Below are 25,983 nucleotides of genomic sequence, written 5' to 3'. Positions count from 1 at the left end.
TTCCCGGACGCCGCCGGCTCAACCGAGTCGGCGGCGAACGTGCAGTCCATCCGAAAGGGAGACACCGTGGCACAGGACGTGCTTACCGACCTTAGCAAGGTCCGCAACATCGGCATCATGGCCCACATCGATGCCGGCAAGACCACTACTACCGAGCGCATCCTGTTCTACACGGGTGTGAACCACAAGATCGGCGAGACGCACGACGGCGCTTCGACGACTGACTGGATGGAACAGGAAAAGGAACGCGGCATCACCATCACGTCTGCCGCCGTGACTTGCTTCTGGGAAAACAACCAGATCAACATCATTGACACCCCCGGCCACGTGGACTTCACGGTTGAGGTTGAGCGCTCCCTGCGCGTCCTCGACGGTGCAGTTGCCGTGTTCGACGGCAAGGAAGGCGTGGAGCCGCAGTCGGAGACTGTCTGGCGCCAGGCTGACAAGTACAACGTCCCGCGCATCTGCTTCGTCAACAAGATGGACAAGCTCGGCGCTGACTTCTACTTCACCGTCGACACCATCGTCGGCCGCCTCGGTGCCAAGCCGCTCGTCATGCAGCTGCCGATCGGCGCCGAGAACGACTTCATCGGCGTCGTCGACCTCCTGTACATGCGTGCACTGGTCTGGCCCGGCGACTCCAAGGGTGACGTCACCATGGGTGCGAAGTACGAGATCCAGGAGATCCCGGCTGACCTCAAGGAAAAGGCCGAGGAGTACCGCGCAACGCTCGTCGAAACCGTTGCCGAGGCTTCTGAAGAGCTCATGGAGAAGTACCTCGAAGGTGAAGAGATCTCCACCGACGAGCTCAAGGCCGGCATCCGCAAGATGACCATCAACTCCGAGCTGTACCCCGTGTTCTGTGGCTCCGCCTTCAAGAACCGCGGTGTCCAGCCGATGCTTGACGCTGTTGTCGATTACCTGCCGAACCCGCTCGACGTCCCGCCGATGATCGGTCACGATCCCCGCGACGAAGAGAAGGAACTGACGCGCAAGCCGTCTTCCGAAGAGCCGTTCTCGGCTCTGGCGTTCAAGATTGCAGCTCACCCGTTCTTCGGTCAGCTCACCTTCGTCCGCGTGTACTCCGGTCACGTGGAAGCAGGCGCCCAGGTGGTCAACTCCACCAAGGGCAAGAAGGAGCGCATCGGCAAGCTGTTCCAGATGCACGCCAACAAGGAAATGCCGGTTGACGGCGCTACCGCCGGCCACATCTACGCAGCGATCGGCCTGAAGGACACGACCACGGGCGACACCCTGTGCGATCCGTCCAACCAGATCGTTCTCGAGTCCATGAGCTTCCCGGAGCCCGTGATCTCTGTTGCGATCGAGCCGAACACCAAGGGTGACCAGGAGAAGCTCTCCACGGCCATCCAGAAGCTCTCCGCCGAGGACCCGACCTTCCAGGTCTCCCTCAACGAGGACACCGGCCAGACCATCATCGCCGGCATGGGCGAGCTCCACCTGGATATCCTCGTGGACCGCATGCGCCGCGAATTCAAGGTCGAGGCAAACGTTGGCAAGCCGCAGGTTGCTTACCGCGAAACCATCAAGCGTGCTGTAGAGCGTCACGACTACACGCACAAGAAGCAGACCGGTGGTTCCGGCCAGTTCGCCAAGATCCAGATTGCGATCGAGCCGCTGGACACGTCCGAAGGCGAGCTGTACGAGTTCGAGAACAAGGTCACCGGTGGCCGTGTTCCGCGCGAATACATCCCGTCGGTGGACGCCGGTATCCAGGATGCGCTGAACGACGGCGTCCTGGCCGGTTACCCGGTTGTCGGCATCAAGGCCACGCTGATTGACGGCGCGTACCACGATGTTGACTCCTCGGAAATGGCGTTCAAGATCGCCGGGCGGATGGCTTTCAAGGAAGCCGCACGCAAGGCGAACCCCATCCTGCTCGAACCGCTGATGGATGTCGAGGTCCGCACCCCTGAGGAATACATGGGTGAAGTAATCGGTGACCTCAACTCCCGCCGTGGCCAGATGCAGTCCATGGAAGATGCCCAGGGCGTCAAGGTCATCCGCGCGCACGTCCCGCTGTCCGGCATGTTCGGCTACATCGGTGACCTGCGCTCGAAGACCCAGGGCCGCGCTGTGTACTCCATGACGTTCCACAGCTACGCCGAGGTCCCGAAGGCATTTGCCGACGAGATCATCCAGAAGAACCGCGGCGAATAGCCTCTACGGCTCTCGCAGCAAAAAACTCGGGTGCGTTTCCGGTTCCGGAAATTCCCCTGGTGCAGATGGCCGGCTCCGGCCCGGCCGGCGGCCATCTGCACCGACAGGCTCGTGGGACTAGTATTAGTTCCTGAATCTGCAATTTCATCAATCCAAAGCCCCCCAAGTAGACTTACTGAAGTTTCTGCCGCGACAAGCGCGGTCGAAGGGTAAGTCATTTGAAAACGTTCTAGGAGGAACCTGTGGCAAAGGCAAAGTTCGAGCGGACTAAGCCGCACGTTAACATCGGCACCATTGGTCACGTTGACCACGGTAAGACGACGTTGACGGCCGCGATTTCCAAGGTGCTGTACGACAAGTACCCGACACTCAACGAGCAGCGCGACTTCGCGTCGATTGACTCTGCTCCCGAAGAGCGTCAGCGCGGCATTACCATCAACATCTCCCACGTTGAGTACCAGACCGAGAAGCGCCACTACGCACACGTAGACGCTCCGGGTCACGCTGACTACATCAAGAACATGATCACCGGTGCTGCACAGATGGACGGTGCAATCCTCGTGGTTGCCGCCACTGACGGCCCGATGGCTCAGACCCGTGAGCACGTTCTGCTTGCCCGCCAGGTTGGCGTTCCCTACCTGCTGGTCGCGCTGAACAAGTCGGACATGGTTGACGACGAAGAGCTCCTCGACCTCGTCGAAATGGAAGTTCGCGAGCTGCTTTCGGCTCAGGGCTTCGATGGCGATGAAGCTCCGGTTGTCCGCGTTTCCGGCCTCAAGGCTCTCGAAGGCGACCCCGTTTGGGTCAAGTCCGTCGAGGACCTCATGGAAGCAGTCGACGAGTCCGTTCCGGACCCCGTACGTGACCGTGACAAGCCGTTCCTGATGCCGATCGAAGATGTCTTCACGATCACCGGCCGTGGCACCGTTGTAACGGGCCGCGCCGAGCGTGGAACCCTCGCCATCAACTCCGAGGTCGAGATCGTCGGCATCCGCCCGGTCCAGAAGACCACGGTTACCGGTATCGAGATGTTCCACAAGCAGCTCGACGAAGCATGGGCCGGCGAGAACTGTGGCCTCCTGCTCCGCGGTCTGAAGCGCGACGATGTCGAGCGTGGCCAGGTTGTCGTCAAGCCGGGTTCCATCACCCCGCACACCGACTTCGAGGCTAACGTCTACATCCTCTCCAAGGACGAAGGCGGACGTCACAACCCGTTCTACTCCAACTACCGCCCGCAGTTCTACTTCCGCACCACGGACGTAACCGGCGTTATCACCCTGCCGGAAGGCACGGAAATGGTTATGCCTGGCGACAACACTGAGATGACCGTTGCGCTCATCCAGCCCATCGCAATGGAAGAGGGCCTCGGCTTCGCTATCCGCGAAGGCGGCCGCACCGTTGGTTCGGGACGCGTCACCAAGATCATCAAGTAACTACTTGCTGATCTGAGTTGGATCTCTGACCGGCCCGGCCGTCTGACGGCCGCCGGAAGGTGAGGAACAGCCCCGCTGCATCGCAGCGGGGCTGTTCTTTTTTGTGCCGGTTCCGGTTGCGCCCCTCGATCCGGTGTCCTGTTGGTGCTTTCCTGTTAAGGTTGCAGGATCAGCCGTGCAAGAGAATGAAGGGGGTCCGGCATGGAATGGCTAATTTTCCTTGTGCTGGTGGTTGCCGTCGTTTCAGGTGTCATTTGGGTGCGCAAGCACTTCCGCCAGGAGATTGAGCGGGCGAAACGGATCAACCGCGCCAACAAGAACCAGTAGGTCCGCCAGTCAGGCCGGCCGGGCCCGGCTGAGCGCCTGGTACCAGTAGTAGGAATCCTTGGGCGTGCGCCGGAGCGTCTCAAAGTCCACGTGCACCAGCCCGAAGCGCTGCGAATAGCCGGCCGCCCACTCGAAGTTGTCCATCAGGGTCCAGACGTAATAGCCCAGGAGTTTGACGTCCTCGGCGATGCCGCCGGGACCTGTCGCTTCGAGGGCGTGGCTGAGGTGGGACGCCAGGTAGCTGATCCGCTGGTGGTCCCGGATGGGCCCGCTGACATGGTCCGGTTCCGGGAAACTGGCGCCGCTTTCCGTGATGTACACCGGAGGCAGGGCCGCGCCGTACCGGTCTTTGAGTTCCCGCAGCAGGATCCCCAAGTGGTCGGGGGCCACCGGCCAACCAAACCCGGTGGTTCCATTTTCAGGGTAGCCCACCTCGTGGAAGGGCAACCGTGCGACGGCCTTATGGGTATTGGCCGGGATGGCAACCGTTCCGCGCCCTAGGGCGACTTTGACCGGGAAGTAGTAGTTGAGTCCGTAGAAGTCCAGGGGCTGGTGGATCGTCTTCAGGTCGGCGTCGGAAATCTTGCCGAGTGAACGGAGCCACGGACGGGCCACCAGGGGCAAAGAGGGATAGCGCCCCAGCAGCACCGGATCCGCATAGATCCTGTTCATGAGCAGGTCGTAAAGCTTTGCGACGATCCTGTCCCCGTGCTTTCGGCTGGCCGGACTGACGGGGGAGTGCAGATTTGTGACCCCCACGGCGCCTTTAACCCCGGCAGCACGCAGTGCCTGGACGGCCAGGCCATGAGCCAAAAGCTGATAGTGGATGGAAGGGACTGCGTCGAACATCAGGGCCTTCCCCGGTGCATGGACGCCCAGTGCGTATCCGTTGAGGGTCACCGAGACGGGTTCGTTGAGAGTCACCCACTGCGCTACGCGGTCGCCGTAGCGCTGGCCCGCGGCCGCGCTGTACTCTGCGAAGCGTTCCGCCGTCGAGCGGTTCAGCCAGCCGCCCCGGTGCTCCAGGGGGAGCGGCGTGTCCCAATGGTAGAGCGTGGCCATCGGCGAGATTCCCGCCGCGAGCAGCTGGTCAATCAGCCGGTCGTAAAAGTCGAGGCCCTCCTTGTTGAAGGGGCCGGTCCCATCCGGCTGGATGCGTGGCCAGGAGATGGAGAAGCGGTAGGAGTCGATGCCGAGGTCACGCATCAGCTCGACATCTTCCGGCGCCCGGTTGTAGTGGTCGCACGCCACCGCGGGGGAGTGCCCGTCCAGGATGCTGCCGGGCTTCTCCGCGAACGCGTCCCAGCCGGAGGGGCCGCGTCCGCCCTCCGAGAGGGCGCCTTCGATTTGGAAGGCCGCGGAGGCAACTCCGAGCTTGAAATCGGGGCTCAGGCGCGCGGCAAGGGCCTGAACTGCAACAGAGTCCTGCACAGTCATGTCCCTATCATCCATTCACCGGTTGCTGAAGGCAATGATCGGGACGCAGGCCGTGTGAGTTCCGCCACTGTCAGGCGCGGAGCAGGGGCGGCCTGTGGTCCCTGATTCGCTTCTGACCATTAATTCCGGCATACTAGATGAGTTGTTCAAGCGCTCCTTCGCGTCCCGATCCGGATAATGCCGGGTGTCAGGGTCCAGGTAGGAGACCAAACATAACCCACTCCCCATGGAACTGCGGGCGAATGCGCGCTGCAAAGCGCGACACGCCCGACCGCGGGGGTCGGTTACGCCGGCAGGTTGAGGAACCCGGATTCTTCCGGATTCAGCTTGTGCGGCGGATGGTAGTTACGACTTCAAATGCTTCGGCAGCCATGCAACGAGTAAGTAAACAGGGCAGCCCTAATCAGGGGAAGCACAGACTGAAAGAGAGTCAGGCGACATGGCGGGACAAAAAATCCGCATCCGGCTGAAGTCATACGACCACGAGGTCATTGACGTTTCAGCTCGGAAGATCGTTGAGACGGTCACGCGCGCAGGCGCCACGGTTGTAGGCCCCGTGCCGCTTCCGACGGAGAAGAACATCTACTGCGTAATCCGCTCTCCGCACAAGTACAAGGACAGCCGTGAGCACTTCGAAATGCGTACTCACAAGCGTCTGATCGACATCATCGACCCCACGCCGAAGGCTGTTGACTCGCTTATGCGTCTCGACCTGCCGGCCGACGTGAACATCGAAATCAAGCTGTAGGGAGGTGCTGAGAGACTATGACCGCAACCCGTAACGTAAAGGGCCTGCTGGGCACGAAGCTCGGCATGACCCAGGTCTGGGACGAGAACAACAAGCTCATCCCCGTCACTGTGGTCCAGGCTGACTCGAACGTCATCACGCAGCTGCGCAATGCAGAGACTGATGGCTATGTCGCCGTTCAGATCGGCTACGGCCAGATCGATTCCCGCAAGGTCACCAAGCCGCTGGCTGGTCACTTTGAAAAGGCGGGCGTCACGCCCCGCCGCCACGTCGTAGAACTGCGCACTGCAGATGCTGACTCTTACGAGCTGGGCCAGGAGCTCTCCGTAGAGCTCTTCGAAGCCGGCCAGAAGATCGACGTCGTTGGCACCACCAAGGGTAAGGGCTTCGCCGGTGTTATGAAGCGTCACGGCTTCCACGGCGTTGGAGCTTCCCACGGTGCCCACAAGAACCACCGTAAGCCCGGTTCTATCGGTGGCGCATCCACCCCGAGCCGCGTCTTCAAGGGCATGAAAATGGCCGGCCGCATGGGCGCCGTTCGTCACACCACGCTGAACCTCACGGTCCACGCGGTTGACGTCGAGAAGTCGCTGCTCCTGATCAAGGGCGCCGTTCCCGGTGCCCGCGGCCAGGTCGTACTCGTACGCACCGCCGTGAAGGGAGCCTAGTTCAATGACTAGCACTGTCAAGGTTGACCTGCCTGCAGAGATCTTCGACGTACAGACCAACGTGCCGCTGCTGCACCAGGTCGTCGTTGCCCAGCTCGCTGCTGCTCGCCAGGGTACCCACAAGACCAAGACCCGCGCCGAGGTTTCCGGTGCAGGTCGCAAGCCGTTCAAGCAGAAGGGCACCGGCCGCGCCCGTCAGGGTTCAATCCGTGCTCCTCACATGACCGGTGGTGGCGTTGTCCACGGCCCCACGCCGCGTGACTACAGCCAGCGCACCCCCAAGAAGATGATTGCTGCTGCACTGCGCGGCGCTCTCTCTGACCGCGCCCGTAATGGCCGCATCCACGTTGTCGCTGAACTGGTAGCCGGCACCAAGCCGTCCTCCAGCGCCGCCCTGGCAACGCTGCGAGGTGTCTCCGAGCGTAAGAACCTGCTCGTCGTCATCGAGCGCGCCAACGACGTTGCCGCACTCTCCGTGCGCAACCTCACGGATGTTCACGTTCTGTACGCAGACCAGCTGAACACCTACGACGTTCTCGTTTCCGATGACGTTGTCTTCACCAAGGCTGCCTACGAAGCATTCGTTGCTGACAAGGCAGTGGCAAAGAACGAGGAGGATGCCAAGTGAGTGCAGCCACCATCAAAGACCCGCGCGACGTCGTGCTTGCACCCGTCGTCTCGGAAAAGAGCTACGGCCTGATCGATGAGGGCAAGTACACCTTCCTGGTGGACCCCCGCTCGAACAAGACCGAGATCAAGCTGGCCGTGGAGAAGATTTTCTCCGTCAAGGTCGAATCGATCAACACCATCAACCGTGCCGGTAAGCGCAAGCGGACCAAATTCGGATGGGGTACCCGCAAGAACACCAAGCGTGCAATTGTGAGCCTCAAAGAAGGCACTATCGACATCTTCGGCGGTCCGCTCTCGTAGCGGAGACCACTTTAACGAGGAAATAAATTATGGGAATCCGTAAATATAAGCCGACTACCCCGGGCCGTCGCGGCTCGAGCGTAGCGGACTTCACCGAAATCACGCGGTCGACGCCGGAAAAGTCGTTGGTACGTCCCCTCCCGAAAAAGGGTGGCCGTAACAACACCGGCAAGATCACGACCCGTCACAAGGGTGGTGGCCACAAGCGCCAGTACCGTCTGATCGACTTCCGTCGCCACGACAAAGACGGCGTCAACGCCCGCGTTGCTGAAATTGAGTACGATCCGAACCGTACGGCTCGCATCGCCCTCCTGCACTACGTTGATGGCACCAAGCGTTACATCATCGCCCCGAACAAGCTGGCCCAGGGTGACACCGTAGAGGCAGGTGCCGACGCTGACATCAAGCCCGGCAACAACCTCCCGCTGCGCAACATCCCGGTCGGTACCGTAATCCACGCAGTCGAACTGCGTCCGGGTGGCGGCGCCAAGATGGGCCGCTCCGCCGGCGCATCGATCCAGCTTGTGGCAAAGGAAGGCCGTTTCGCCCAGCTGCGTCTGCCTTCCGGCGAAATCCGCAACGTTGACGTGCGCTGCCGCGCAACCGTCGGCGAGGTCGGCAACGCCGAGCAGTCGAACATCAACTGGGGCAAGGCCGGCCGCATGCGCTGGAAGGGCGTCCGCCCGACCGTCCGTGGTGTCGCCATGAACCCGGTCGACCACCCCCACGGTGGTGGCGAGGGTAAGACGTCCGGTGGACGTCACCCCGTCAACCCGAACGGTAAGCGCGAAGGCCGCACCCGCCGTCCCAACAAAGAGAGCGACAAGCTTATTGTTCGTCGCCGTCGTACTGGCAAGAACAAGCGATAGGAGCCTGGACACATGCCACGCAGCCTGAAAAAAGGTCCTTTCGTTGACCAGCACCTCTTTGTGAAGGTAGCAAGGGAAAACGAAAAGGGCACCAAGAACGTCATCAAGACCTGGTCCCGCCGTTCGATGATCGTCCCCGACATGCTCGGCCACACGATCGCCGTGCACGACGGACGCAAGCACATTCCGGTGTTTGTCACCGAGTCGATGGTCGGGCACAAGCTCGGCGAATTCGCTCAAACGCGGACATTCCGCGGCCATGTCAAGGACGACCGTAAGGGCAAGCGCCGCTAGGCGCCTGCACTTACGTCATAGACGAGAGAAGGAAAGCAATGGAAGCCAAGGCAATTGCGCGTCATATCCGCGTAACGCCTATGAAGGCCCGGCGCGTCGTCAACCTTGTTCGTGGTAAGCAAGCGAATGAGGCTCTGGCAATTCTGAAGTTTGCCCCCCAGGCAGCTTCGGAGCCGGTATTCAAGGTAGTACAGTCAGCAATCTCCAACGCCCGGGTCCTCGCGGACCGCGACGGTGTGGCGTTTGACGAAGGTGACCTCATCATCAGCGAAGCGTTTGTTGATGAAGGCCCGACCATGAAGCGGTTCCAGCCGCGTGCCCAGGGTCGTGCATTTCAGATCAAGAAGCGCACGAGCCACATCACCGTGGTAGTCGCTACCCCGGAGAAAGAGGAGGCTCGCTAAGTGGGACAGAAAGTTAACCCGCACGGGTTCCGACTCGGTATCACCACCGATCACGTATCGCACTGGTTCGCCGACAGCACCAAGGCCGGCCAGCGGTACAAGGACTTCGTCCGCGAAGACATCCGTATCCGTCAGCTCATGTCCACGGGCATGGAGCGCGCCGGTATCGCCAAGGTCGAAATCGAGCGCACCCGTGACCGCGTCCGTGTGGATATCCACACGGCACGTCCGGGCATTGTCATCGGCCGCCGCGGTGCAGAAGCAGACCGCATCCGCGGCGAGCTCGAAAAGCTCACGGGCAAGCAGGTCCAGCTGAACATCCTCGAGGTCAAGAACCCCGAGATGGAAGCGCAGCTTGTTGCCCAGGGCGTTGCTGAGCAGCTCACTTCCCGCGTGGCTTTCCGCCGTGCGATGAAGAAGGCCATGCAGTCCGCACAGCGCGCCGGTGCCAAGGGCATCCGGATCGCTTGCTCGGGTCGACTGGGCGGCGCAGAAATGTCCCGCTCGGAGTTCTACCGCGAAGGCCGTGTGCCCCTGCACACCCTCCGCGCGAACATCGACTACGGCTTCTACGAGGCCAAGACCACCTTCGGCCGCATCGGCGTGAAGGTCTGGATCTACAAGGGTGACGTCACCGCCAAGGAACTGGCTCAGCAGGCAGCTGCTGCTCCGTCCCGCGGCCGTGGTGCCAGCGACCGCCCGGGCCGCCCGGGTGGCGCTGACCGTGGTGACCGCCGTCGTCGTACCGACCGCCCGGCCGAGGCTGCACCCGCTGCTGCCGAAGCTCCGGCGGCTGAGGCAGCTTCTGCCGCACCGGCACAGGCAGCAGAAGGAGGACAGGCTTAAATGCTTATCCCACGTCGAGTCAAGCACCGTAAGCAGCACCACCCGGGTCGTTCCGGCGCTGCTACGGGCGGCACCAAGGTCTCCTTCGGTGAGTGGGGTATCCAGGCTCTGAGCCCGGCATACGTCACCAACCGTCAGATCGAGTCTGCCCGTATCGCGATGACCCGCCACATCAAGCGTGGCGGCAAGGTCTGGATCAACATCTACCCGGACCGTCCGCTGACGAAGAAGCCTGCCGAAACCCGCATGGGTTCCGGTAAGGGTTCTCCGGAATGGTGGGTCTCAAACGTCAAGCCGGGCCGGGTTCTCTTTGAGATCTCCGGTGTCGAGGAATCGGTTGCTCGCGAGGCACTGCGCCTGGCAATCCACAAGCTCCCGTTGAAAGCACGCATTCTGCGTCGCGAAGGTGGTGAATAGAAATGTCAGTAGGATCCAAGGAACTTGCATCCGCACAGCTGGACGGTTTCGACAACGAGCGCCTCGTTGAAGAACTCCGTAAGGCCAAGGAAGAGCTGTTCAACCTGCGTTTCCAGTCCGCCACCGGTCAGCTGGAGAACCACGGTCGTCTGCGCGCGGTAAAGAAGGACATCGCACGTATCTACACCGTTCTCCGTGAGCGCGAGCTGGGCATTCGTGCCGAGGTTGCCGCACCGGTTGTGGAAGCCAAGGAAGAAAAGAAGTCCAAGAAGTCCGCAGCCAAGGCTGAGAAGGCTGAAAAGCCGGCCGAGGCTGAGGCTGAGGAGGACGCCAAGTGAGTGAAAAGGACGAGAACGTGACGGAAACTGTTTCCGGCGCAGCTACGGCTGACGAGCGCGGTTACCGTAAGACGAAGCGCGGCTATGTGGTCTCGGACAAGATGGAAAAGACCATCGTTGTCCAGGTCGAGGACCGTGTGAAGCACGCCCTCTACGGCAAGGTCCTTCGCCGCAACACGAAGATCAAGGCTCACGACGAAGAGAACAGCGCCGGCATCGGCGACCTCGTTCTCCTCGCCGAGACCCGCCCGCTCTCCGCTACCAAGCGGTGGCGCCTGGTGGAGATCCTCGAGAAGGCCAAGTAACACCTGCGGCTCGCTTAGCGGATGCTGTACGGAAACCCTCGTTCCCCTTGTGGGAGCGGGGGTTTCCGCGTTGCCGGCGGGCTGCCGGAGCGCCGTCGCCTGTGGTATGGGCTGATTCTGTCTGCGGGCCCAATCGTGCTAGGATATTGAGTTTGTATGGCGCCCCTGTGCGCCATCGTCAACCTCGTAAACAATCGTGCCACGGCATAGTGCCCCCTTGCGTCCCGACCCGTCGGGACGCGTCTGGGAAGCAAATGTTTTTGGCACGGGCGTTTAGGCCTGGTCTGGCAAAATCCAGGCAGGTCAAGAGACACCCCGATCAACCGTTCCGCAAGGCTCATTCCGTAGGAAGATTTTCGGTCTGAGAACCAGCGCGACGCAAGGAGTAAATAGTGATTCAGCAGGAGTCGCGACTCAAGGTCGCCGACAACACGGGTGCTAAGGAAATCCTTACCATTCGCGTTCTCGGTGGATCTGGCCGTCGCTACGCAGGCATTGGCGACGTAATCGTCGCTACCGTCAAGGATGCAATTCCGGGCGGCAACGTAAAGAAGGGCGACGTCGTCAAGGCTGTCATCGTCCGTACCAAGAAGGAACGCCGCCGTGCGGATGGTTCCTACATCAAGTTTGACGAGAACGCAGCTGTGATCCTGAAGGCTGACGGTGACCCCCGCGGTACCCGTATCTTCGGACCGGTTGGTCGTGAACTTCGCGACAAGAAGTTCATGAAGATCGTTTCTCTGGCTCCGGAGGTGCTTTAGTCCATGGCTAAGATCAAAAAGGGTGACCTGGTTCAGGTCATCACTGGCGCCAAGGCTGAGCGCGGCGGCGACCGTGGCAAGCAGGGCAAGGTTCTGCGCGTATTCCCGGAGACCAACCGCGTGTTGGTTGAAGGCATTAACCGCGTAACCAAGCACACCAAGGTCGGTCAGTCGCAGCGCGGCACCAAGACCGGTGGCATCGAGGTTGTCGAGGCTACCATCCACATCTCCAACGTGGCTCTGGTTGACCCGTCCACCAAGAAGCCCACCCGCGTCGGGTTCCGCACCGAGACCGTTGAGCGCGATGGCGTGAAGCGTGAAGTGCGCGTCCGCGTGGCCAAGAGCTCCGGGAAGGACATCTAATGACTGAGACTCTCGAGACTCCGGCAAGCAAGATCGTTCCTCGTCTGAAGACCAAGTACGCCGACTCCATCAAGGGCTCGCTGACCGAGGAATTCAAGTACCAGAACGTCAACCAGGTTCCCCGCCTGGTGAAGGTCGTTGTGAACATGGGTGTTGGAGATGCCGCAAAGGACTCCAAACTGATCGACGGCGCTGTCCGCGATCTGACCCTGATCACCGGCCAGAAGCCGATGGTAACGAAGGCCCGCAAGTCCATCGCACAGTTCAAGCTGCGCGAAGGCATGCCGATCGGTGCGCACGCAACTCTGCGTGGCGACCGCATGTGGGAATTCCTGGACCGTCTGGTCACGCTGGCTCTGCCGCGTATCCGTGACTTCCGTGGCCTCAGCGGCAAGCAGTTCGATGGCAACGGCAACTACACCTTCGGTCTGACCGAGCAGGTTATGTTCCACGAGATCGACCAGGATTCCATCGACCGCGTACGCGGCATGGACATCACCGTCGTGACCACTGCCAAGACCGACGACGAAGGCCGCGCGCTGCTCAAGGCGCTTGGCTTCCCGTTCAAGACCGAAGATTAATCTAGCTACGTAAAAGGTCCGTTGCGCTGGTCCGAATTCTGTTCGGAAGACAGCACGACGGAAACCGTTATGAGGAAGGGCAAGAGCCCACCATGACAATGACAGATCCCGTCGCAGACATGCTTACGCGTCTGCGCAACGCAAACTCGGCATACCACGATTCCGTGTCTATGCCGTACAGCAAGCTCAAGGCACGCGTTGCCGACATCCTGAAGGCCGAAGGTTACATCGCCTCCTGGAAAGAAGAAGACGCTGAGGTTGGCAAGAAGCTGACCCTCGAGCTCAAGTTCGGACCGAACCGCGAGCGTTCAATCGCTGGCGTTCGTCGTATTTCCAAGCCGGGACTGCGCGTTTACGCAAAGTCCACCAACCTGCCGCACGTGCTCGGTGGCCTGGGTGTCGCAATCCTGTCCACCTCTTCCGGCCTCTTGACTGACAAGCAGGCCGGCAAGAAGGGCGTGGGCGGCGAAGTCCTCGCTTACGTCTGGTAACGGGAAAGGAAGAGAATAATGTCACGTATTGGACGTCTCCCCATAACCGTTCCTGCCGGCGTTGAGGTCAAGGTTGACGGCTCTGTCGTCAGCGTCAAGGGTTCCAAAGGCGAGCTGAGCCACACTGTGGCCAGCCCGATCGAGGTATCCCTGGAAGAAGGCACCCTGACTGTCGCCCGCCCGAACGACGAGCGCGCCTCACGTTCGCTGCACGGCCTGACCCGCACCCTGATCGCCAACATGATCCAGGGTGTCACCGCAGGCTACGAGAAGAAGCTTGAGATTGTCGGTACTGGTTACCGCGTCCAGGCCAAGGGAACTGATCTGGAGTTCGCTCTGGGCTACAGCCACCCGGTTAACGTCTCGGCACCGAACGGCATCACCTTTGCAGTTGAGACCCCGACCAAGCTCTCTGTTTCAGGTATCTCCAAGCAGCAGGTCGGCGAGGTTGCTGCCAACATTCGCAAGCTGCGGAAGCCGGACCCCTACAAGGGCAAGGGCATCCGTTACGCAGGCGAAGTCATCCGCCGCAAGGTCGGAAAGGCTGGTAAGTAACCATGGCGATCGCAATTAACAAGAAGCGTACGAACAAGAGCAAGTCTGCCCAGCGCAGCCGCCGCCAGCTTCGTATCCGCAAGCGCATCTCCGGAACGGCTGTACGTCCTCGTCTGGTCGTCAACCGCTCCGCACGCCACGTATTCGTCCAGGTTGTCGATGACACCAAGGGCCTGACCGTAGCGAGCGCCTCCACATTGGAAGCCGACCTTCGTGCATTCGACGGTGACAAGACCGCCAAAGCCAAGCGCGTTGGCGAACTGGTCGCCGAGCGTGCCAAGGCTGCCGGTATCGAAGCTGTTGTCTTCGACCGCGGTGGTAACAAGTACCACGGCCGGATCGCCGCCGTCGCTGACGGCGCACGTGAAGGCGGACTGGCACTGTGACCGAAAATAACGAAAAGGACATTCAGGTGACTGAAGCTGTAGCTGCTCCGGCAACTGAGACCGCTGCGCCTGCTACCACTGACGACCGCCGTGGTGGCGCTCGTCGTGGCGAGCGTGGCGACCGCGGCCAGGGCCAGGGCCGCGGAGACCGTGGTGGCCGTGGTGGCCGCGACGGTGGCCGCGAAGCCGAAAAGAGCCAGTTCGTAGAGCGCGTCGTAACCATCAACCGTGTTTCCAAGGTCGTCAAGGGTGGTCGTCGCTTCAGCTTCACCGCCCTCGTCGTCGTCGGTGACGGCAACGGTATGGTCGGCGTCGGCTACGGCAAGGCTAAGGAAGTTCCTGCCGCAATCGCGAAGGGCGTTGAAGAGGCCAAGAAGTCCTTCTTCCGCGTTCCCCGCATCGGCAACACCATTCCTCACCGCGTACAGGGCGAAGCCGCTGCAGGCGTTGTAATGCTGCGTCCGGCTTCCGCCGGTACCGGTGTTATCGCCGGTGGTCCGGTCCGTGCAGTACTGGAGTGCGTGGGCATCCACGACATCCTCTCCAAGTCGCTCGGTTCCTCCAACGCCATCAACATCGTTCACGCGACCGTTGATGCCCTGAAGCGTCTCGAAGAGCCGGCAGCAGTGGCAGCACGCCGCGGCCTCCCGCTCGACGAGATTGCTCCGCCGGCAATGGTGAAGGCACTCCTGAACCAGAAGGCAGGTGTCTGAGTTATGGCTAAGAACGTGCTTGTCTCCGACGCACAGTTGGAGATCACTCAGATCAAGTCCGCCATTGGCGGCAAGCAGAACCAGCGCGACACCCTGCGGTCCCTCGGCCTGAAGCGGATCGGACACACCGTTGTCCGCACCGCCGACGCCGTGACCGTCGGAATGCTCAACACGGTTCCGCACCTGGTAAAGGTAGAGGAGGCGAAGTAAATGGCAGAGAAGAACGCCGAAAAGGCACAGGGCGCCGCTGCTGAGAAGCAGAACGCTCTGAAGGTTCACCACCTGCGTCCCGCCCCGGGTGCCAAGACCGCCAAGACCCGTGTTGGTCGTGGTGAAGGTTCCAAGGGTAAGACCGCCGGTCGCGGTACCAAGGGTACGAAGGCCCGCTACCAGATCAAGGCTGGCTTTGCCGGCGGCCAGCTGCCGCTGCACATGCGCCTGCCGAAGCTGCGCGGCTTCAAGAACCCGTTCCGGGTTGAGTTCCAGGTAGTTAACCTGGACAAGCTCAACGAGCTGTTCCCGGAAGGTGGCGCTGTCACCGTGGAGAACCTGGTCGAAAAGGGTGCCGTTCGCAAGAACCAGCCCGTCAAGGTGCTGGGCACCGGCGACATCACCGTCAAGGTTGACGTCACCGTCCACGCATTCTCGGCCAGTGCCGCAGAAAAGATTGCAGCAGCAGGCGGAAGCACCACCGCTCTCTAAGGAGCGGTGGGCAGAAGCCCGTTGTTGAAACTCCCGGTACCGAGGGGCTCAGGCCTCCCGGTGCCGGGAGTTTTTTGCACTTCCGCGCCCCGCCGATTGTCCGCAGGGCGCATCCACCCGTTAGACTCTGTTGTTGGGTTTATTTGACCTGCCTCACACGACTTTACTTACCACTCAGGAGGACGCTTGCTTAGCGCATTCGGCCGGGCCTTTCGCACGCCTGATCTGCGACGCAAGTTGTTGTTCACGCTGGGAATCATCACAATCTTCCGCTTGGGCGCTTTCATCCCCTCGCCTGGTGTGAACTACCAGAATGTCCAGCAATGCTTGCAGAACGGTCAGACCACGGGCGGCATCTACCAGCTCGTCAACCTGTTTAGCGGCGGTGCATTGCTGCAGGTCTCGATCTTCGCGCTCGGGATCATGCCGTACATCACGGCGAGTATCATCGTGCAGTTGCTCCGGGTGGTCATTCCCCGCTTCCAGATGCTCTATGAGGAAGGCGCGTCCGGCCAGTCAAAGCTGACGCAGTACACGCGTTACCTCACCATCGCCCTGGGCCTCCTGAATGCCACGACCCTGGTGTCGTTGGCGCGCTCCGGCCAGTTGCTGCCCAACTGCCAGCTGCCGATCATCCCGGACACGAGCATCGTCACCACGATCCTCATTATCATTACGCTGACGGCCGGCACCGGCCTGATCATGTGGATGGGCGAACTCGTCACCGAAAAGGGTGTGGGCAACGGCATGTCGCTGCTCATTTTCACGTCCATCGCTGCCGGATTCCCCGGATCGCTCGGCGCGATCTGGACGGCGCAGGGCCCGGGTACCTTCTTCATGGTCCTGGCCATCGGCCTGCTGACCGTGGCGCTCGTGGTCTTCGTCGAGCAGTCCCAGCGCAGGATCCCTGTGCAGTATGCCAAGCGCATGATCGGCCGCCGGACTGTAGGCGGTACCAGCACGTACATCCCCATCAAGGTGAACATGGCCGGCGTCGTGCCCGTCATCTTCGCATCCTCGATGCTGTACCTGCCGGGCCTGATTTCCCAGTTCAACCAGCCGGCGCCCGGCGAGCCGTTGGCGCCCTGGGTTGAGTGGATCAACAACAACCTGACCCGTGGCGACCACCCCATATACATGGCTCTCTACTTCGCCATGATTGTGTTCTTCACGTACTTCTATGTTGCGATCACTTTCAACCCTGAAGAAGTTTCTGACAACATGAAGAAGTACGGCGGCTTCATTCCGGGGATCCGTGCCGGCAAGCCGACCGCAGACTACCTGCAGTACGTGCTTTCCCGGATCACCCTGCCCGGTGCCATTTACCTGGGCTTTGTGGCGCTCATCCCGCTGATCGCACTGGTCCTGATCAACGCCAACCAGAACTTCCCGTTCGGTGGCACCTCGATCCTGATCATGGTCGGCGTCGGTTTGGAGACCGTCAAGCAGATTGACGCGCAGCTACAGCAGCGTCACTACGAAGGGCTTTTGCGATGACGAGAATGTTGATTATCGGACCTCCCGGTTCCGGCAAGGGAACGCAGGCGGAACGCATTTCGGAGCGCCTCGGCGTCGTGGCGATCTCCACAGGCGACATCTTCCGAGCCAACGTCAAGGGCGAAACCCCGCTGGGCATCGAGGCCAAGAAGTACATGGACGCGGGGGACTTCGTTCCGGACAGCGTGACGAACAAGATGGTCCGCGACCGTCTAAGCGAAGGCGACGTCGAAAACGGCTTCCTGCTGGACGGTTACCCGCGCACCACTGCGCAGGTGGATTACCTCGACGCGATCCTGGCCGATGGCGAACAGAAGCTCGACGTTGTCCTGCAGCTCACGGCCGATGACGAGGAGCTCGTCTCCCGCCTCCTGGGCCGTGCGAAGGAAACCGGTCGCAGCGACGACAACGAGGCCGTCATCCGACACCGCCTTGACCTCTACCACGACCAGACGGAGGCCGTGGTGGCGAAGTACGCCGACCGCGGCATCCTGACGCGCGTCGACGGTATCGGCGGCATTGACGAGGTCACCGACCGCGTCATGCAGGCCATCAAAGAGGCCCAGAAGGCCTGAGCCTGACCCTTGATCTTGAGGCCCCTCCCGGACCACCGGGAGGGGCCTCCGCCATTTAGCCGCGCAGTCCCGAAACGGGCGCGGCTCCATTGAAAGGACGCTGATGGCCTTCGGCCAGCCCCGCATCGAATACAAGACCAACGCCCAGATGCGCATCATGCACCAGGCCGGACTGGTGCTCAGCCGCGCCCTCGATGCTGCAGTCGCCGCAGCGGTGCCCGGCAAGACCACCCGCGACCTCGACGCCATCTTCGCGGCCGTCCTCAAGGAAGCCGGCGCAACCTCGAACTTCCTCGGCTACCACGGCTTCCCGGCCACCATCTGCACCTCGGTCAACGAGGAAGTCGTCCACGGCATCCCCGGCGACCGGGTGCTGCGGGACGGGGATATCCTCTCGATCGACGGCGGCGCGATCCTGGACGGCTGGCACTCCGACTCGGCCCGGACCGTGATCGTCGGGACGGCCGACCCGGAGGACCAGCGGCTTTCCGACGTCACGGAATCGGCGATGTGGCACGGCATTGCCGCCCTCGCCACCGGCAAGTTCGTCGGTGACATCGGTTCCGCCGTCGACGATTACGTCTCGTCCGTACCGGGTAAGCCGCTCGGGATCCTGGAGGACTACGTGGGCCACGGCATCGGCTCCGAAATGCACATGGCCCCGGACGTGCTGAATTACCGGACCAGCCACCGCGGGCCCAAGATCCGGCCGGGACTGTGCCTTGCCATCGAACCCATGCTGGTGCGTGGCAGCATCGACACCGCCGTGCTGGCGGACGACTGGACCGTGGTGACCACGGACGGCAAGCGCTCCTGCCAGTGGGAGCACTCCGTGGCGGTCCACGAGAACGGCATCTGGGTCCTGTCGGCTCCGGACGGGGGAGCGGCGAAGCTGGCACCGCTCGGCGTCGTGCCGGTTCCGATTCCCTGACCTCAAGTCTGCCCGCGACGCCCACTGCGGCCCGCGACACTCAAAATCCCTGGCGCAACCGGTGTTCCGGTGTCGCCAGGGATTTTCCGTGTCGCCAGGGAGCCTTCGCCGCGTCAGCTCCTGGGCCGTTCGTCAGGGGCGCACAATGGAGCCATGACTTCGATCACCGACGTGCCGGGAATCAGGGTGGGCCACGCGACCAGGACCACTGACGGGTGGCTGAGCGGAGTGACCGTGATCCTCCCTCCGCCGGGCACGATCGGGTCCGTGGATGTGCGCGGCGGCGGCCCCGGAACCCATGAGACCGACGCGCTGGACCCCACCACCCTGACGTCCCGGATCGATGCCGTGGTGCTCACCGGCGGCAGCGCCTACGGCCTCGTGTCCGCCTCCGGTGCCCAGCGCTGGTGCGAGGAGGACGGGCGCGGCTTCCCGGTGACCGGCGGCGTGGTCCCCATCGTGCCGGCCGCGGCGATCTTTGACCTCGGCCGCGGCGGGGACTTTACGGCCCGGCCGGACCTCGCCATGGGATACGCGGCAACGGCCGCTGCCGCCGCCCGGGAGGACGGGCACGACGTCGACCGCGGCAACGTGGGCGCCGGCACCGGAGCAGTCATCGGCCGGGGCACATACAAGGGCGGAGTAGGTACAGCCTCCATAACCCTGGAGAACGGGGTAGTTGTAGGGGCCCTGGCGGTGGTCAACGCGCTGGGCTTGCCTTACAGGGGTTTCGAAAAGCTCGATGACCAGCGGCAGAGGGTTTCGGCTCCGCCGCCCTTGAACACCACCCTGGTAGTCGTTGCCACGAATGCAACCCTGGACAAAGCAGAGTGCAAACGGACCGCGTCGGCCGCCCATGCCGGCCTGGCCCGGGCACTGAATCCGAGCCACACCCTGGCAGACGGGGATACGGTGTTTTGCCTGGCCACCGGCGCCCTCGCGCTGGACCGCAGCAGCGACGCCGCCCGGCAGTACAGCCTCATCACCCTGCAGAGTGCGGCGGCCGACGTCGTCCGGCTGGCCATCCTGGACGGGGTCGCCAGCGCGGACGCCGTCGACACCCCTGCCGGGGAATTTCGTGCATACGGGGACGATGTGCGCTAGCATTGCTGGATTTAACATTCGGCCGGTAATGGCGTAGTGTTGTCTGTTGGTTGTCTGCCCTGTTGTGCCCTTTTGGGTGCCGGGAGGCATCAGCCAAACAATCAAAAACGTCCGCGGTTCTTTCCGGTGCAATCCGGGAGGCTGTGGCAAACAACAGTTAGCGGAGGGTATGGCCAAGAAGGACGGGGTCATTGAGATCGAGGGCGTTGTGACTGAGGCGCTGCCTAACGCGATGTTTCGTGTTGAGCTCACCAACAAGCACATCGTTCTGGCACACATCTCTGGAAAGATGCGCCAGCACTACATCAGGATTCTCCCTGAGGACCGGGTAGTGGTGGAGCTGAGCCCGTACGACCTGACACGTGGTCGTATCGTCTACCGCTACAAGTAAACACTGGGCGGCCAGAGCAACAGCCGAAGGCCGGTCCAGCTGACCAACTGCAACACGCAAAGGAATGCCATGAAGGTCAAGCCGAGCGTCAAGCAGATCTGCGAAAAGTGCAAAGTGATCCGCCGTAATGGCCGGGTCATGGTGATCTGCGAGAACCCGCGCCACAAGCAGCGCCAGGGCTAATTTCCCTTTCGGGAAACCCTGGGTTGCTAACCCACGCAAGTAAATAAAGGCAGCACAAGCTGATCTGGGACACTGAGCAAGAACGAGTCCGGACAGCTAACCCCCGGTCGGAGGCTGGGGCCGCACGGAACGTGCGGGTGTACTGCCTACGACCTCCGGTTTATTCAAGGAGCACTGCCACTATGGCTCGTCTCGCTGGCGTAGACATTCCCCGCGAAAAGCGGTTGGAAATTGCGCTTACTTACATCTACGGCGTGGGCAAGACCCGTGCACACGAAACCCTGGCTGCCACCGGCATCAGCGCTGACGTTCGGGTCAAGGACCTGTCCGACGCCGAGCTGGTCCAGCTTCGTGACTACATTGAAGGCAACTACAAGGTTGAGGGTGACCTTCGCCGCGAGGTAGCCGCTGACATCCGCCGCAAGGTTGAGATCGGCAGCTACGAAGGCCTGCGCCACCGCAAGGGCCTGCCCGTACGCGGACAGCGTACGAAGACCAACGCACGTACCCGCAAGGGCCCGAAGCGTACCGTCGCCGGCAAGAAGAAGACTCGCTAAGTCCCATTTGCCCCCTAAAATCGCTAGCGCGATTTCAGGGAACCCGGCAAATGAGGGAACAGCGGATCTTTCCCCCGATAACTTTCTGTAGGAGAAAAAATGCCCCCGAAGACTCGTGGCGCGGTTCGCAAGCCGCGTAAGAAGGACAAGAAGAATATCGCGCTGGGCCAGGCGCACATCAAGAGCACCTTTAACAACACCATCGTGTCCATCACGGACCCGAACGGTGCTGTCATCTCCTGGGCTTCGTCCGGTGAGGTTGGCTTCAAGGGCTCACGTAAGTCCACCCCGTTCGCTGCCCAGATGGCCGCCGAAGCCGCCGCAAAGCGTGCGCAGGAGCACGGCATGCGCAAGGTTGACGTGTTCGTCAAGGGACCGGGTTCCGGACGCGAAACGGCCATCCGTTCACTGCAGGCTGCTGGCCTTGAGGTTGGATCCATCCAGGATGTAACCCCCAGCGCCCACAACGGCTGCCGTCCGCCGAAGCGCCGCCGCGTCTAAGGCTTTCAAGCGCTCTGGAGCTTGCCCGGACCCTCACCGGTCCGGGCAGGCACAGCCGCGTTAAGTCTTCAGACCGATTTTTCCACCACCTGTGTTGCGTCATATAGCGGATGCTCGCCGAAAGGAAACCTAAGTGCTCATTGCACAGCGCCCCACCCTCTCCGAAGAGGTCGTCTCCGATAACCGCTCCCGTTTCATTATTGAACCGCTGGAGCCGGGCTTCGGTTACACCCTCGGAAACTCCCTCCGCCGTACCCTGCTCTCCTCCATCCCCGGTGCCTCTGTAACGAGCATCCGGATCGATGGCGTGCTGCACGAGTTCACCACGGTTCCCGGTGTCAAGGAAGATGTCACTGAGATCATCCTGAACATCAAGAACCTGTCGGTCTCCTCCGAGCACGATGAGCCGGTTGTTGCTTACCTGCGCAAGCAGGGACCGGGAGTCGTCACCGCCGCGGACATCGCTCCGCCGGCCGGCGTCGAATTCCACAACCCGGATCTGCACATTGCCACGCTGAACTCGAAGGGCAAGTTCGAACTCGAACTGACCATCGAGCGCGGCCGCGGCTACGTTTCGGCAGCTCAGAACAAGTCCGGCGATTCCGAGATCGGCCGCATCCCGGTCGACTCGATCTACTCGCCGGTTCTGAAGGTTACTTTCCGCGTGGAAGCTACCCGCGTTGAGCAGCGCACTGACTTCGACAAGCTCATTGTCGACGTCGAGACCAAGCAGGCCATCGCCCCGCGCGATGCTGTTGCTTCGGCAGGTACCACCCTGGTGGAACTGTTCGGTCTGGCCCGCGAGCTGAACACCGCAGCTGAGGGTATCGAGATTGGCCCGTCGCCGACGGATGCTGCCCTGGCAGCTGACATGGCCCTGCCGATCGAGGACCTGGACCTCACGGTCCGTTCCTACAACTGCCTCAAGCGTGAGGGCATCCACACCGTGGGTGAACTCGTGGCTCGCTCCGAGGCTGACCTCATGGACATCCGTAACTTCGGTGCGAAGTCCATCGATGAGGTCAAGGCAAAGCTGGTTGAACTGGGCCTGTCCCTCAAGGACTCGCCTCCCGGTTTTGACCTCGCAGCACGCGCCGCCGCAATTGAAGAGGACGACGCCGCGTTCAGCGACGACGAACTCTAACAAACAGATCTTGGCCGGCTGGCTGGATGCACCACGGTGTGCGCAGCCCACTGGCTTCCATATGAGGAGAAACTATTATGCCTACCCCCGCTAAGGGTCCGCGCCTCGGAGGCGGAGCGGCTCACGAGCGTCTTATGCTCGCGAACCTGTCCGCCGCACTGTTCGAGCACAAGCGGATCACCACCACGGTGACCAAGGCCAAGCGACTGAAGCCCTACGCCGAGCGCCTGGTGACTTTCGCCAAGCGTGGCGACCTGGCTTCCCGCCGTCGCGTGCTCGGCCTGATCAGCAACAAGGGCATTGTCCACGAGCTGTTCACCGACATTGCACAGGCAGTGGAGAACCGCGACGGTGGCTACACCCGCATCACCAAGATCGGCAACCGCAAGGGCGACAACGCTCCCATGGCTGTCATCGAACTGGTCCTCGAGCCGGTTTCCGCCAAGCAGGCCGTGGTAGCCGAGGCTACCTCGGCTGCCAAGCGCGACGCCGACAAGAAGGACGCTGACAAGGCAGAAGCCGCTCCGGTTGCTGAAACCGAAGTTGCCGCTACCGAAGAGGCTCCTGAAGCTGACGTCGTCGAGACTGAAGCTGCCGCTACCGAAGAGGCCCCGGCCGCCGAGGAAGCAACCCCCGAGTCCGAGAAGGACGCGAAGTAATTCGCTGATTTCTTCGCATAGACTTAAGTCTATGAACGACCAGAAACCCGCTGCCCCCGTTAGAGGGGGCGGCGGGTTTTTGCGTATCCGGCTTGATCTCGCGTACGACGGCGGACCGTTCAACGGGTGGGCCGTCCAGCCGGGGCGGCGTACCGTGCAGGGTACCCTCGAGCAGGCCCTCGAGCTGCTGATCCGGCGTCCGATCCGGGTCACCGTCGCCGGGCGTACCGATGCGGGCGTGCACGCGCGGGGTCAGGTGGTCCATCTCGATCTCAGCGCGACGGAATGGCTGGGCCTGAACCGGGGCGTTGAACTCGACCCCGCCGTCGCCCTGCTGCGCCGGCTCCGGGGCGCCCTAAGCCGCGGCCTGGGGGACCTCACCGGGGCGATCGAAGTGCACCGGGTCAGCGTGGCTCCGGAGGGCTTTGACGCCCGGTTCTCGGCACTGTGGCGGCGCTACAGCTACCGGATCGCGGACGGTCCGGCCCTGTGGGATCCGCTGGGGCGCACGTCGACGCTCTGGCACAAGGAACGGCTCGACGTCGGCCTGCTTAACGAGGGCGCCTCCCAGTTGCTGGGGCTGCAGGACTTCCGGTCCTACTGCAAGCCGCGCGAGGGCGCCACCACAATCCGCGAACTCCAGCGCTTCGAGTTCGAGCGGACTGCCGATGGCGTCATCGTGGCTACCGTGCAAGCGGACGCGTTCTGCCACAACATGGTGCGCTCCCTCGTGGGGTCGGCCTTGTATGTCGGCGAGGCAGTCGAGGCGCCGGGTTGGCTGCACGAGCGGCTCCTGGCGCGTTCGCGTGACGCCAAATCCATCCTGGCCGCCCCGCACCCACTCGTGCTGGAGGAAGTGGCCTACCCGTCCAACACCGGGCTCCTGGCCCGGGCAGAGTTGACGCGCGCGCGGCGGCAGTAACCGTTACTGCACGCTTTATTGCTCCAGCACGATCTACTGCTCCGGCAAGCCTTACTGCTCCAGCTGGGCCGGCGCGCCTTCCGCCGGCAACGTCATGGTGAAGGTAGTGCCGGAACCGGGCGTGCTGATGCAGGAGATGTCCCCGCCGTGCCTCTCGACGATGGCCTGCGTGATGGAAAGGCCCAGGCCCACGCCGGGGATGGCTGCCTGCCTGGCGGCGCGGGTGCGGAAGAAGCGGGTGAAGATCCGGGTGGCTTCCTCCTCGCTGATGCCCATTCCGGTGTCCTGCACCTTGAGCTGGACCCATGAGTCGTCACTGCGGGCGCTGACGGTCACGGAGCCACCCTCGGGCGAATACTTGATCGCGTTGGACACGAGGTTGTCCAGGGCCTGGCCGATGCGGAGCGGGTCTGCGTGTGCCCAGAGAGGCACCGGAACGTCGGTGCTCAGGGAGACGTTGGTGGCATCGGCCTGGGCCTGGGCGGACCCTATGCTGGTTTCGACCAGCCCGGCGAGGTCGGTCCGCCGTGGATGGACAGCCAGGACTGTCGAAGCGGAAACGAGCAAGTCGGAGACGAGCGACAGCAGCCTTTCGGCGTTGCGCTGGACCACCTCGAGCCTCCGGACGGCCACAGCCGAGTAGCCTTCCACTTCGCCGAGCACCAGGTCCACGTTGCCGAGGACTGACATCAGGGGACTCCGGAATTCGTGGCTGACGTTGGAAATCAGGTCTTCCTTGGCCGCCAGGGCCTCGACGAGGCCTGTGACGTCGCTGTGAACGATGACGGCGCCGCTGAAGCCGCCGTCGTCGTTCTTGATGATCCGTGCTGCCGTTGAGATGGCGCGCTGGTCCGTCGCCTCGCCAATCCACACAAGGTAGTCCGCGAACGTCTCGCCCGCCACCGCCCGATGAATCGGCCGTTTGTCCGCGGGAAGGGGCGTCACCCGGTCCTGGCCGAACATGAGCTGACGCGACTCTTCGGCCTCCGTACCCGAGGCGGCAGGGGAGGCGGCTTGCTGGAATATTGCCTGCTGGCCGTTGACCAGGATGGTCCGGCCTTCGGCGTCGACGGCGACAATTCCGACGTCGATGGTATCCAGCACGGTCTTGAGCAGGCGTTCGCGTTTCCGGCTTTGAACCAGCAGTTCGCGGAGTTCTTCGTCCTTCTTTTCCAGCCGCTGGCGTTGAACCCGGACGTTGGCACTGGCGAAGCGGATCGCCAGGGAGACCGCGAGCATCATTAGTGGCAGGAGAATCGCGGTCGTAATGTCTGCAGGTGAAATGTTGGGAAACTTTTGCAGCGCCGACGGCAGCGTGATCAATAACGTGCAAACAACGCTTAGGAAAACGGTGGTGCGGGCGAAAGCAGCGGACGTCGACAGCCAGATGACCGGAAATATGGCCAGCACGCCAAGTCCGGCAACGGCCGGAACGGCACCATTGCGTGCGAGCCCAATGACCACGAAATCCAGGATCGGAATGACGAGGTAGGCATTGGCAGGCAGCCGTTCCCACGGGACCAGGAAGCACGCCACAAATAGGCCGGCCATGAGGAGAATGGACGCAATGAATACGCCGTTTGCTATCAGGGTAGGCCAGACCGCGGGCGCTGCCACGGCCAATCCGGCGAGCAGGACTGTTACTGGAAGCTGGCAAAGAGCCACCTGAACCCGGGGTTTTAGTCGTCGAAAAAAACGGTCCGTGTCGCGGACCAGTAAGTGCTCACCCAATGTTGCCGCATCCATATCTGGCCAGCGCTTTTGGTTTCC

36 protein-coding genes are annotated in these 25,983 nt (G+C 62.1%); 34 read left to right on the top strand and 2 right to left on the bottom strand.

Annotated elements, in window-relative coordinates; genetic code table 11:
* Window positions 1-66 precede the first annotated feature (66 nt).
* The 3 genes from fusA (at window position 67) to OM977_RS15050 (ending at window position 3,941) form a co-directional block, all read left to right on the top strand.
* Window positions 67-2,181, top strand: coding sequence for an elongation factor G (gene fusA / locus OM977_RS15060; protein ID WP_264354710.1), 2,115 nt, complete (start codon window positions 67-69; stop codon window positions 2,179-2,181).
* Window positions 2,182-2,423: 242 nt separating this feature from the next.
* Window positions 2,424-3,614 carry an elongation factor Tu gene (gene tuf, locus OM977_RS15055; protein WP_055797147.1) on the top strand — a complete coding sequence of 397 codons (1,191 nt, stop codon included), beginning with the start codon at window positions 2,424-2,426 and terminating at the stop codon, window positions 3,612-3,614.
* A gap of 201 nt (window positions 3,615-3,815) precedes the next feature.
* Window positions 3,816-3,941 carry a hypothetical protein gene (locus OM977_RS15050; protein WP_264354709.1) on the top strand — a complete coding sequence of 42 codons (126 nt, stop codon included), beginning with the start codon at window positions 3,816-3,818 and terminating at the stop codon, window positions 3,939-3,941.
* A gap of 9 nt (window positions 3,942-3,950) precedes the next feature.
* Here the strand turns inward: OM977_RS15050 and OM977_RS15045 are convergent, their stop codons facing one another.
* The gene (locus OM977_RS15045; protein ID WP_264354708.1) at window positions 3,951-5,378 is read right to left on the bottom strand and encodes a GH1 family beta-glucosidase; all 1,428 of its coding nucleotides are present in this window, start codon (window positions 5,376-5,378) and stop codon (window positions 3,951-3,953) included.
* A gap of 439 nt (window positions 5,379-5,817) precedes the next feature.
* Here OM977_RS15045 and rpsJ point away from each other — a divergent pair, with 439 nt between their 5' ends.
* The 31 genes from rpsJ (at window position 5,818) to OM977_RS14890 (ending at window position 24,213) form a co-directional block, all read left to right on the top strand.
* Window positions 5,818-6,126, top strand: a complete 309-nt coding sequence (rpsJ, locus tag OM977_RS15040; protein ID WP_038464699.1) for a 30S ribosomal protein S10 — start codon at window positions 5,818-5,820, stop codon at window positions 6,124-6,126.
* A gap of 17 nt (window positions 6,127-6,143) precedes the next feature.
* A complete protein-coding gene (gene rplC / locus OM977_RS15035) occupies window positions 6,144-6,794 on the top strand; it encodes a 50S ribosomal protein L3 (protein ID WP_264354707.1) in 651 nt (216 codons plus the stop codon).
* A 4-nt stretch (window positions 6,795-6,798) separates the two neighbouring features.
* Window positions 6,799-7,422: a 50S ribosomal protein L4 gene (gene rplD, locus OM977_RS15030; protein ID WP_264354706.1), complete on the top strand. Its 624-nt coding sequence runs from the start codon at window positions 6,799-6,801 to the stop codon at window positions 7,420-7,422.
* On the top strand, window positions 7,419-7,724 hold the full coding sequence (gene rplW, locus OM977_RS15025; protein WP_018773664.1) for a 50S ribosomal protein L23: 306 nt from the start codon (window positions 7,419-7,421) through the stop codon (window positions 7,722-7,724). The genes rplD and rplW overlap by 4 nt, the downstream gene beginning before the upstream one ends.
* Before the next feature lie 29 nt (window positions 7,725-7,753).
* On the top strand, window positions 7,754-8,593 hold the full coding sequence (gene rplB, locus OM977_RS15020; protein ID WP_024366131.1) for a 50S ribosomal protein L2: 840 nt from the start codon (window positions 7,754-7,756) through the stop codon (window positions 8,591-8,593).
* Window positions 8,594-8,605: 12 nt separating this feature from the next.
* Entirely contained in the window at window positions 8,606-8,887 is a 282-nt protein-coding gene (rpsS, locus tag OM977_RS15015; protein WP_120951155.1) for a 30S ribosomal protein S19, read from the top strand.
* 38 nt (window positions 8,888-8,925) lie between these two features.
* Window positions 8,926-9,291 (top strand): 50S ribosomal protein L22, encoded by a 366-nt coding sequence (gene rplV, locus OM977_RS15010; RefSeq protein WP_003803798.1) that lies wholly within the window; start codon window positions 8,926-8,928, stop codon window positions 9,289-9,291.
* Complete coding sequence (gene rpsC, locus OM977_RS15005) at window positions 9,292-10,137, top strand: 30S ribosomal protein S3 (protein WP_264354705.1); 846 nt, start codon at window positions 9,292-9,294, stop codon at window positions 10,135-10,137. It begins immediately after the preceding gene.
* Window positions 10,138-10,554 carry a 50S ribosomal protein L16 gene (gene rplP / locus OM977_RS15000; RefSeq protein WP_123257072.1) on the top strand — a complete coding sequence of 139 codons (417 nt, stop codon included), beginning with the start codon at window positions 10,138-10,140 and terminating at the stop codon, window positions 10,552-10,554.
* A gap of 2 nt (window positions 10,555-10,556) precedes the next feature.
* Window positions 10,557-10,892 carry a 50S ribosomal protein L29 gene (gene rpmC / locus OM977_RS19630; RefSeq protein WP_270103040.1) on the top strand — a complete coding sequence of 112 codons (336 nt, stop codon included), beginning with the start codon at window positions 10,557-10,559 and terminating at the stop codon, window positions 10,890-10,892.
* Entirely contained in the window at window positions 10,889-11,197 is a 309-nt protein-coding gene (rpsQ, locus tag OM977_RS14990; RefSeq protein WP_035739337.1) for a 30S ribosomal protein S17, read from the top strand. The genes rpmC and rpsQ overlap by 4 nt, the downstream gene beginning before the upstream one ends.
* Window positions 11,198-11,589: 392 nt before the next feature.
* Window positions 11,590-11,958 (top strand): 50S ribosomal protein L14, encoded by a 369-nt coding sequence (rplN, locus tag OM977_RS14985; RefSeq protein ID WP_024366126.1) that lies wholly within the window; start codon window positions 11,590-11,592, stop codon window positions 11,956-11,958.
* A gap of 3 nt (window positions 11,959-11,961) precedes the next feature.
* Window positions 11,962-12,321, top strand: a complete 360-nt coding sequence (rplX, locus tag OM977_RS14980) for a 50S ribosomal protein L24 (RefSeq protein WP_264354704.1) — start codon at window positions 11,962-11,964, stop codon at window positions 12,319-12,321.
* Entirely contained in the window at window positions 12,321-12,902 is a 582-nt protein-coding gene (gene rplE, locus OM977_RS14975; protein WP_264354703.1) for a 50S ribosomal protein L5, read from the top strand. Before rplX ends, rplE begins: the two co-directional genes overlap by 1 nt.
* 92 nt (window positions 12,903-12,994) lie before the next feature.
* Window positions 12,995-13,393 (top strand): 30S ribosomal protein S8, encoded by a 399-nt coding sequence (rpsH, locus tag OM977_RS14970; RefSeq protein WP_056425243.1) that lies wholly within the window; start codon window positions 12,995-12,997, stop codon window positions 13,391-13,393.
* 18 nt (window positions 13,394-13,411) lie between these two features.
* The gene (gene rplF / locus OM977_RS14965) at window positions 13,412-13,948 is read left to right on the top strand and encodes a 50S ribosomal protein L6 (RefSeq protein WP_264354702.1); all 537 of its coding nucleotides are present in this window, start codon (window positions 13,412-13,414) and stop codon (window positions 13,946-13,948) included.
* Between the two features lie 2 nt (window positions 13,949-13,950).
* The gene (rplR, locus tag OM977_RS14960; protein WP_018773674.1) at window positions 13,951-14,334 is read left to right on the top strand and encodes a 50S ribosomal protein L18; all 384 of its coding nucleotides are present in this window, start codon (window positions 13,951-13,953) and stop codon (window positions 14,332-14,334) included.
* Between the two features lie 26 nt (window positions 14,335-14,360).
* Window positions 14,361-15,047: a 30S ribosomal protein S5 gene (rpsE, locus tag OM977_RS14955; RefSeq protein ID WP_264354701.1), complete on the top strand. Its 687-nt coding sequence runs from the start codon at window positions 14,361-14,363 to the stop codon at window positions 15,045-15,047.
* A 3-nt stretch (window positions 15,048-15,050) separates the two neighbouring features.
* Window positions 15,051-15,257, top strand: coding sequence for a 50S ribosomal protein L30 (gene rpmD / locus OM977_RS14950; protein ID WP_160664304.1), 207 nt, complete (start codon window positions 15,051-15,053; stop codon window positions 15,255-15,257).
* Complete coding sequence (gene rplO / locus OM977_RS14945) at window positions 15,258-15,749, top strand: 50S ribosomal protein L15 (RefSeq protein ID WP_264354700.1); 492 nt, start codon at window positions 15,258-15,260, stop codon at window positions 15,747-15,749.
* A gap of 186 nt (window positions 15,750-15,935) precedes the next feature.
* Window positions 15,936-17,246 (top strand): preprotein translocase subunit SecY, encoded by a 1,311-nt coding sequence (secY, locus tag OM977_RS14940; RefSeq protein ID WP_264354699.1) that lies wholly within the window; start codon window positions 15,936-15,938, stop codon window positions 17,244-17,246.
* A gap of 5 nt (window positions 17,247-17,251) precedes the next feature.
* Window positions 17,252-17,821, top strand: a complete 570-nt coding sequence (locus OM977_RS14935) for an adenylate kinase (protein ID WP_264357441.1) — start codon at window positions 17,252-17,254, stop codon at window positions 17,819-17,821.
* A 103-nt stretch (window positions 17,822-17,924) separates the two neighbouring features.
* On the top strand, window positions 17,925-18,752 hold the full coding sequence (map, locus tag OM977_RS14930) for a type I methionyl aminopeptidase (protein WP_264354698.1): 828 nt from the start codon (window positions 17,925-17,927) through the stop codon (window positions 18,750-18,752).
* Window positions 18,753-18,905: 153 nt separating this feature from the next.
* Window positions 18,906-19,856: a P1 family peptidase gene (locus OM977_RS14925; protein WP_264354697.1), complete on the top strand. Its 951-nt coding sequence runs from the start codon at window positions 18,906-18,908 to the stop codon at window positions 19,854-19,856.
* 169 nt (window positions 19,857-20,025) lie between these two features.
* On the top strand, window positions 20,026-20,247 hold the full coding sequence (gene infA / locus OM977_RS14920) for a translation initiation factor IF-1 (protein ID WP_009358723.1): 222 nt from the start codon (window positions 20,026-20,028) through the stop codon (window positions 20,245-20,247).
* Window positions 20,248-20,316: 69 nt separating this feature from the next.
* A complete protein-coding gene (rpmJ, locus tag OM977_RS14915; RefSeq protein ID WP_009358722.1) occupies window positions 20,317-20,430 on the top strand; it encodes a 50S ribosomal protein L36 in 114 nt (37 codons plus the stop codon).
* Window positions 20,431-20,612: 182 nt separating this feature from the next.
* Entirely contained in the window at window positions 20,613-20,987 is a 375-nt protein-coding gene (gene rpsM, locus OM977_RS14910; protein WP_264354696.1) for a 30S ribosomal protein S13, read from the top strand.
* Window positions 20,988-21,086: 99 nt separating this feature from the next.
* Window positions 21,087-21,488, top strand: a complete 402-nt coding sequence (rpsK, locus tag OM977_RS14905) for a 30S ribosomal protein S11 (protein ID WP_018773682.1) — start codon at window positions 21,087-21,089, stop codon at window positions 21,486-21,488.
* Window positions 21,489-21,621: 133 nt separating this feature from the next.
* Window positions 21,622-22,632 carry a DNA-directed RNA polymerase subunit alpha gene (locus OM977_RS14900; protein ID WP_024366109.1) on the top strand — a complete coding sequence of 337 codons (1,011 nt, stop codon included), beginning with the start codon at window positions 21,622-21,624 and terminating at the stop codon, window positions 22,630-22,632.
* A gap of 77 nt (window positions 22,633-22,709) precedes the next feature.
* Window positions 22,710-23,291, top strand: coding sequence for a 50S ribosomal protein L17 (gene rplQ, locus OM977_RS14895; RefSeq protein ID WP_264354695.1), 582 nt, complete (start codon window positions 22,710-22,712; stop codon window positions 23,289-23,291).
* Window positions 23,292-23,322: 31 nt separating this feature from the next.
* Window positions 23,323-24,213 carry a tRNA pseudouridine synthase A gene (locus OM977_RS14890; RefSeq protein ID WP_264354694.1) on the top strand — a complete coding sequence of 297 codons (891 nt, stop codon included), beginning with the start codon at window positions 23,323-23,325 and terminating at the stop codon, window positions 24,211-24,213.
* Between the two features lie 51 nt (window positions 24,214-24,264).
* On the opposite strand, the gene OM977_RS14885 is transcribed toward OM977_RS14890, so the two are convergent.
* Window positions 24,265-25,764: a sensor histidine kinase gene (locus tag OM977_RS14885; protein ID WP_333473980.1), complete on the bottom strand. Its 1,500-nt coding sequence runs from the start codon at window positions 25,762-25,764 to the stop codon at window positions 24,265-24,267.
* Window positions 25,765-25,983: the final 219 nt, after the last annotated feature.

The organism is Pseudarthrobacter sp. MM222 (assembly GCF_947090775.1).
Classification (GTDB): Bacteria; Actinomycetota; Actinomycetes; order Actinomycetales; family Micrococcaceae; genus Arthrobacter.
The sequence above is the reverse complement of the archived record's forward strand: the minus strand, read 5'-3'. Positions and strand labels throughout refer to the sequence as shown.

Excerpts from the sequence above, each read along its gene's own strand:
- OM977_RS15050 (WP_264354709.1), top strand. The coding sequence starts at position 3,816 with ATGGAATGGCTAATTTTCCTTGTGCTGGTGGTTGCCGTCGTTTCAGGT.
- OM977_RS15045 (WP_264354708.1), bottom strand. The coding sequence starts at position 5,378 with ATGACTGTGCAGGACTCTGTTGCAGTTCAGGCCCTTGCCGCGCGCCTG.
- rpsJ (WP_038464699.1), top strand. The coding sequence starts at position 5,818 with ATGGCGGGACAAAAAATCCGCATCCGGCTGAAGTCATACGACCACGAG.
- rplC (WP_264354707.1), top strand. The coding sequence starts at position 6,144 with ATGACCGCAACCCGTAACGTAAAGGGCCTGCTGGGCACGAAGCTCGGC.
- rplD (WP_264354706.1), top strand. The coding sequence starts at position 6,799 with ATGACTAGCACTGTCAAGGTTGACCTGCCTGCAGAGATCTTCGACGTA.
- rplB (WP_024366131.1), top strand. The coding sequence starts at position 7,754 with ATGGGAATCCGTAAATATAAGCCGACTACCCCGGGCCGTCGCGGCTCG.
- rpsS (WP_120951155.1), top strand. The coding sequence starts at position 8,606 with ATGCCACGCAGCCTGAAAAAAGGTCCTTTCGTTGACCAGCACCTCTTT.
- rplV (WP_003803798.1), top strand. The coding sequence starts at position 8,926 with ATGGAAGCCAAGGCAATTGCGCGTCATATCCGCGTAACGCCTATGAAG.
- rplP (WP_123257072.1), top strand. The coding sequence starts at position 10,138 with ATGCTTATCCCACGTCGAGTCAAGCACCGTAAGCAGCACCACCCGGGT.
- rpmC (WP_270103040.1), top strand. The coding sequence starts at position 10,557 with ATGTCAGTAGGATCCAAGGAACTTGCATCCGCACAGCTGGACGGTTTC.
- rplX (WP_264354704.1), top strand. The coding sequence starts at position 11,962 with ATGGCTAAGATCAAAAAGGGTGACCTGGTTCAGGTCATCACTGGCGCC.
- rplE (WP_264354703.1), top strand. The coding sequence starts at position 12,321 with ATGACTGAGACTCTCGAGACTCCGGCAAGCAAGATCGTTCCTCGTCTG.
- rpsH (WP_056425243.1), top strand. The coding sequence starts at position 12,995 with ATGACAATGACAGATCCCGTCGCAGACATGCTTACGCGTCTGCGCAAC.
- rplF (WP_264354702.1), top strand. The coding sequence starts at position 13,412 with ATGTCACGTATTGGACGTCTCCCCATAACCGTTCCTGCCGGCGTTGAG.
- rplR (WP_018773674.1), top strand. The coding sequence starts at position 13,951 with ATGGCGATCGCAATTAACAAGAAGCGTACGAACAAGAGCAAGTCTGCC.
- rpmD (WP_160664304.1), top strand. The coding sequence starts at position 15,051 with ATGGCTAAGAACGTGCTTGTCTCCGACGCACAGTTGGAGATCACTCAG.
- rplO (WP_264354700.1), top strand. The coding sequence starts at position 15,258 with ATGGCAGAGAAGAACGCCGAAAAGGCACAGGGCGCCGCTGCTGAGAAG.
- OM977_RS14935 (WP_264357441.1), top strand. The coding sequence starts at position 17,252 with ATGTTGATTATCGGACCTCCCGGTTCCGGCAAGGGAACGCAGGCGGAA.
- map (WP_264354698.1), top strand. The coding sequence starts at position 17,925 with ATGGCCTTCGGCCAGCCCCGCATCGAATACAAGACCAACGCCCAGATG.
- OM977_RS14925 (WP_264354697.1), top strand. The coding sequence starts at position 18,906 with ATGACTTCGATCACCGACGTGCCGGGAATCAGGGTGGGCCACGCGACC.
- infA (WP_009358723.1), top strand. The coding sequence starts at position 20,026 with ATGGCCAAGAAGGACGGGGTCATTGAGATCGAGGGCGTTGTGACTGAG.
- rpmJ (WP_009358722.1), top strand. The coding sequence starts at position 20,317 with ATGAAGGTCAAGCCGAGCGTCAAGCAGATCTGCGAAAAGTGCAAAGTG.
- rpsM (WP_264354696.1), top strand. The coding sequence starts at position 20,613 with ATGGCTCGTCTCGCTGGCGTAGACATTCCCCGCGAAAAGCGGTTGGAA.
- rpsK (WP_018773682.1), top strand. The coding sequence starts at position 21,087 with ATGCCCCCGAAGACTCGTGGCGCGGTTCGCAAGCCGCGTAAGAAGGAC.
- rplQ (WP_264354695.1), top strand. The coding sequence starts at position 22,710 with ATGCCTACCCCCGCTAAGGGTCCGCGCCTCGGAGGCGGAGCGGCTCAC.
- OM977_RS14890 (WP_264354694.1), top strand. The coding sequence starts at position 23,323 with ATGAACGACCAGAAACCCGCTGCCCCCGTTAGAGGGGGCGGCGGGTTT.
- OM977_RS14885 (WP_333473980.1), bottom strand. The coding sequence starts at position 25,764 with ATGGCCGGCCTATTTGTGGCGTGCTTCCTGGTCCCGTGGGAACGGCTG.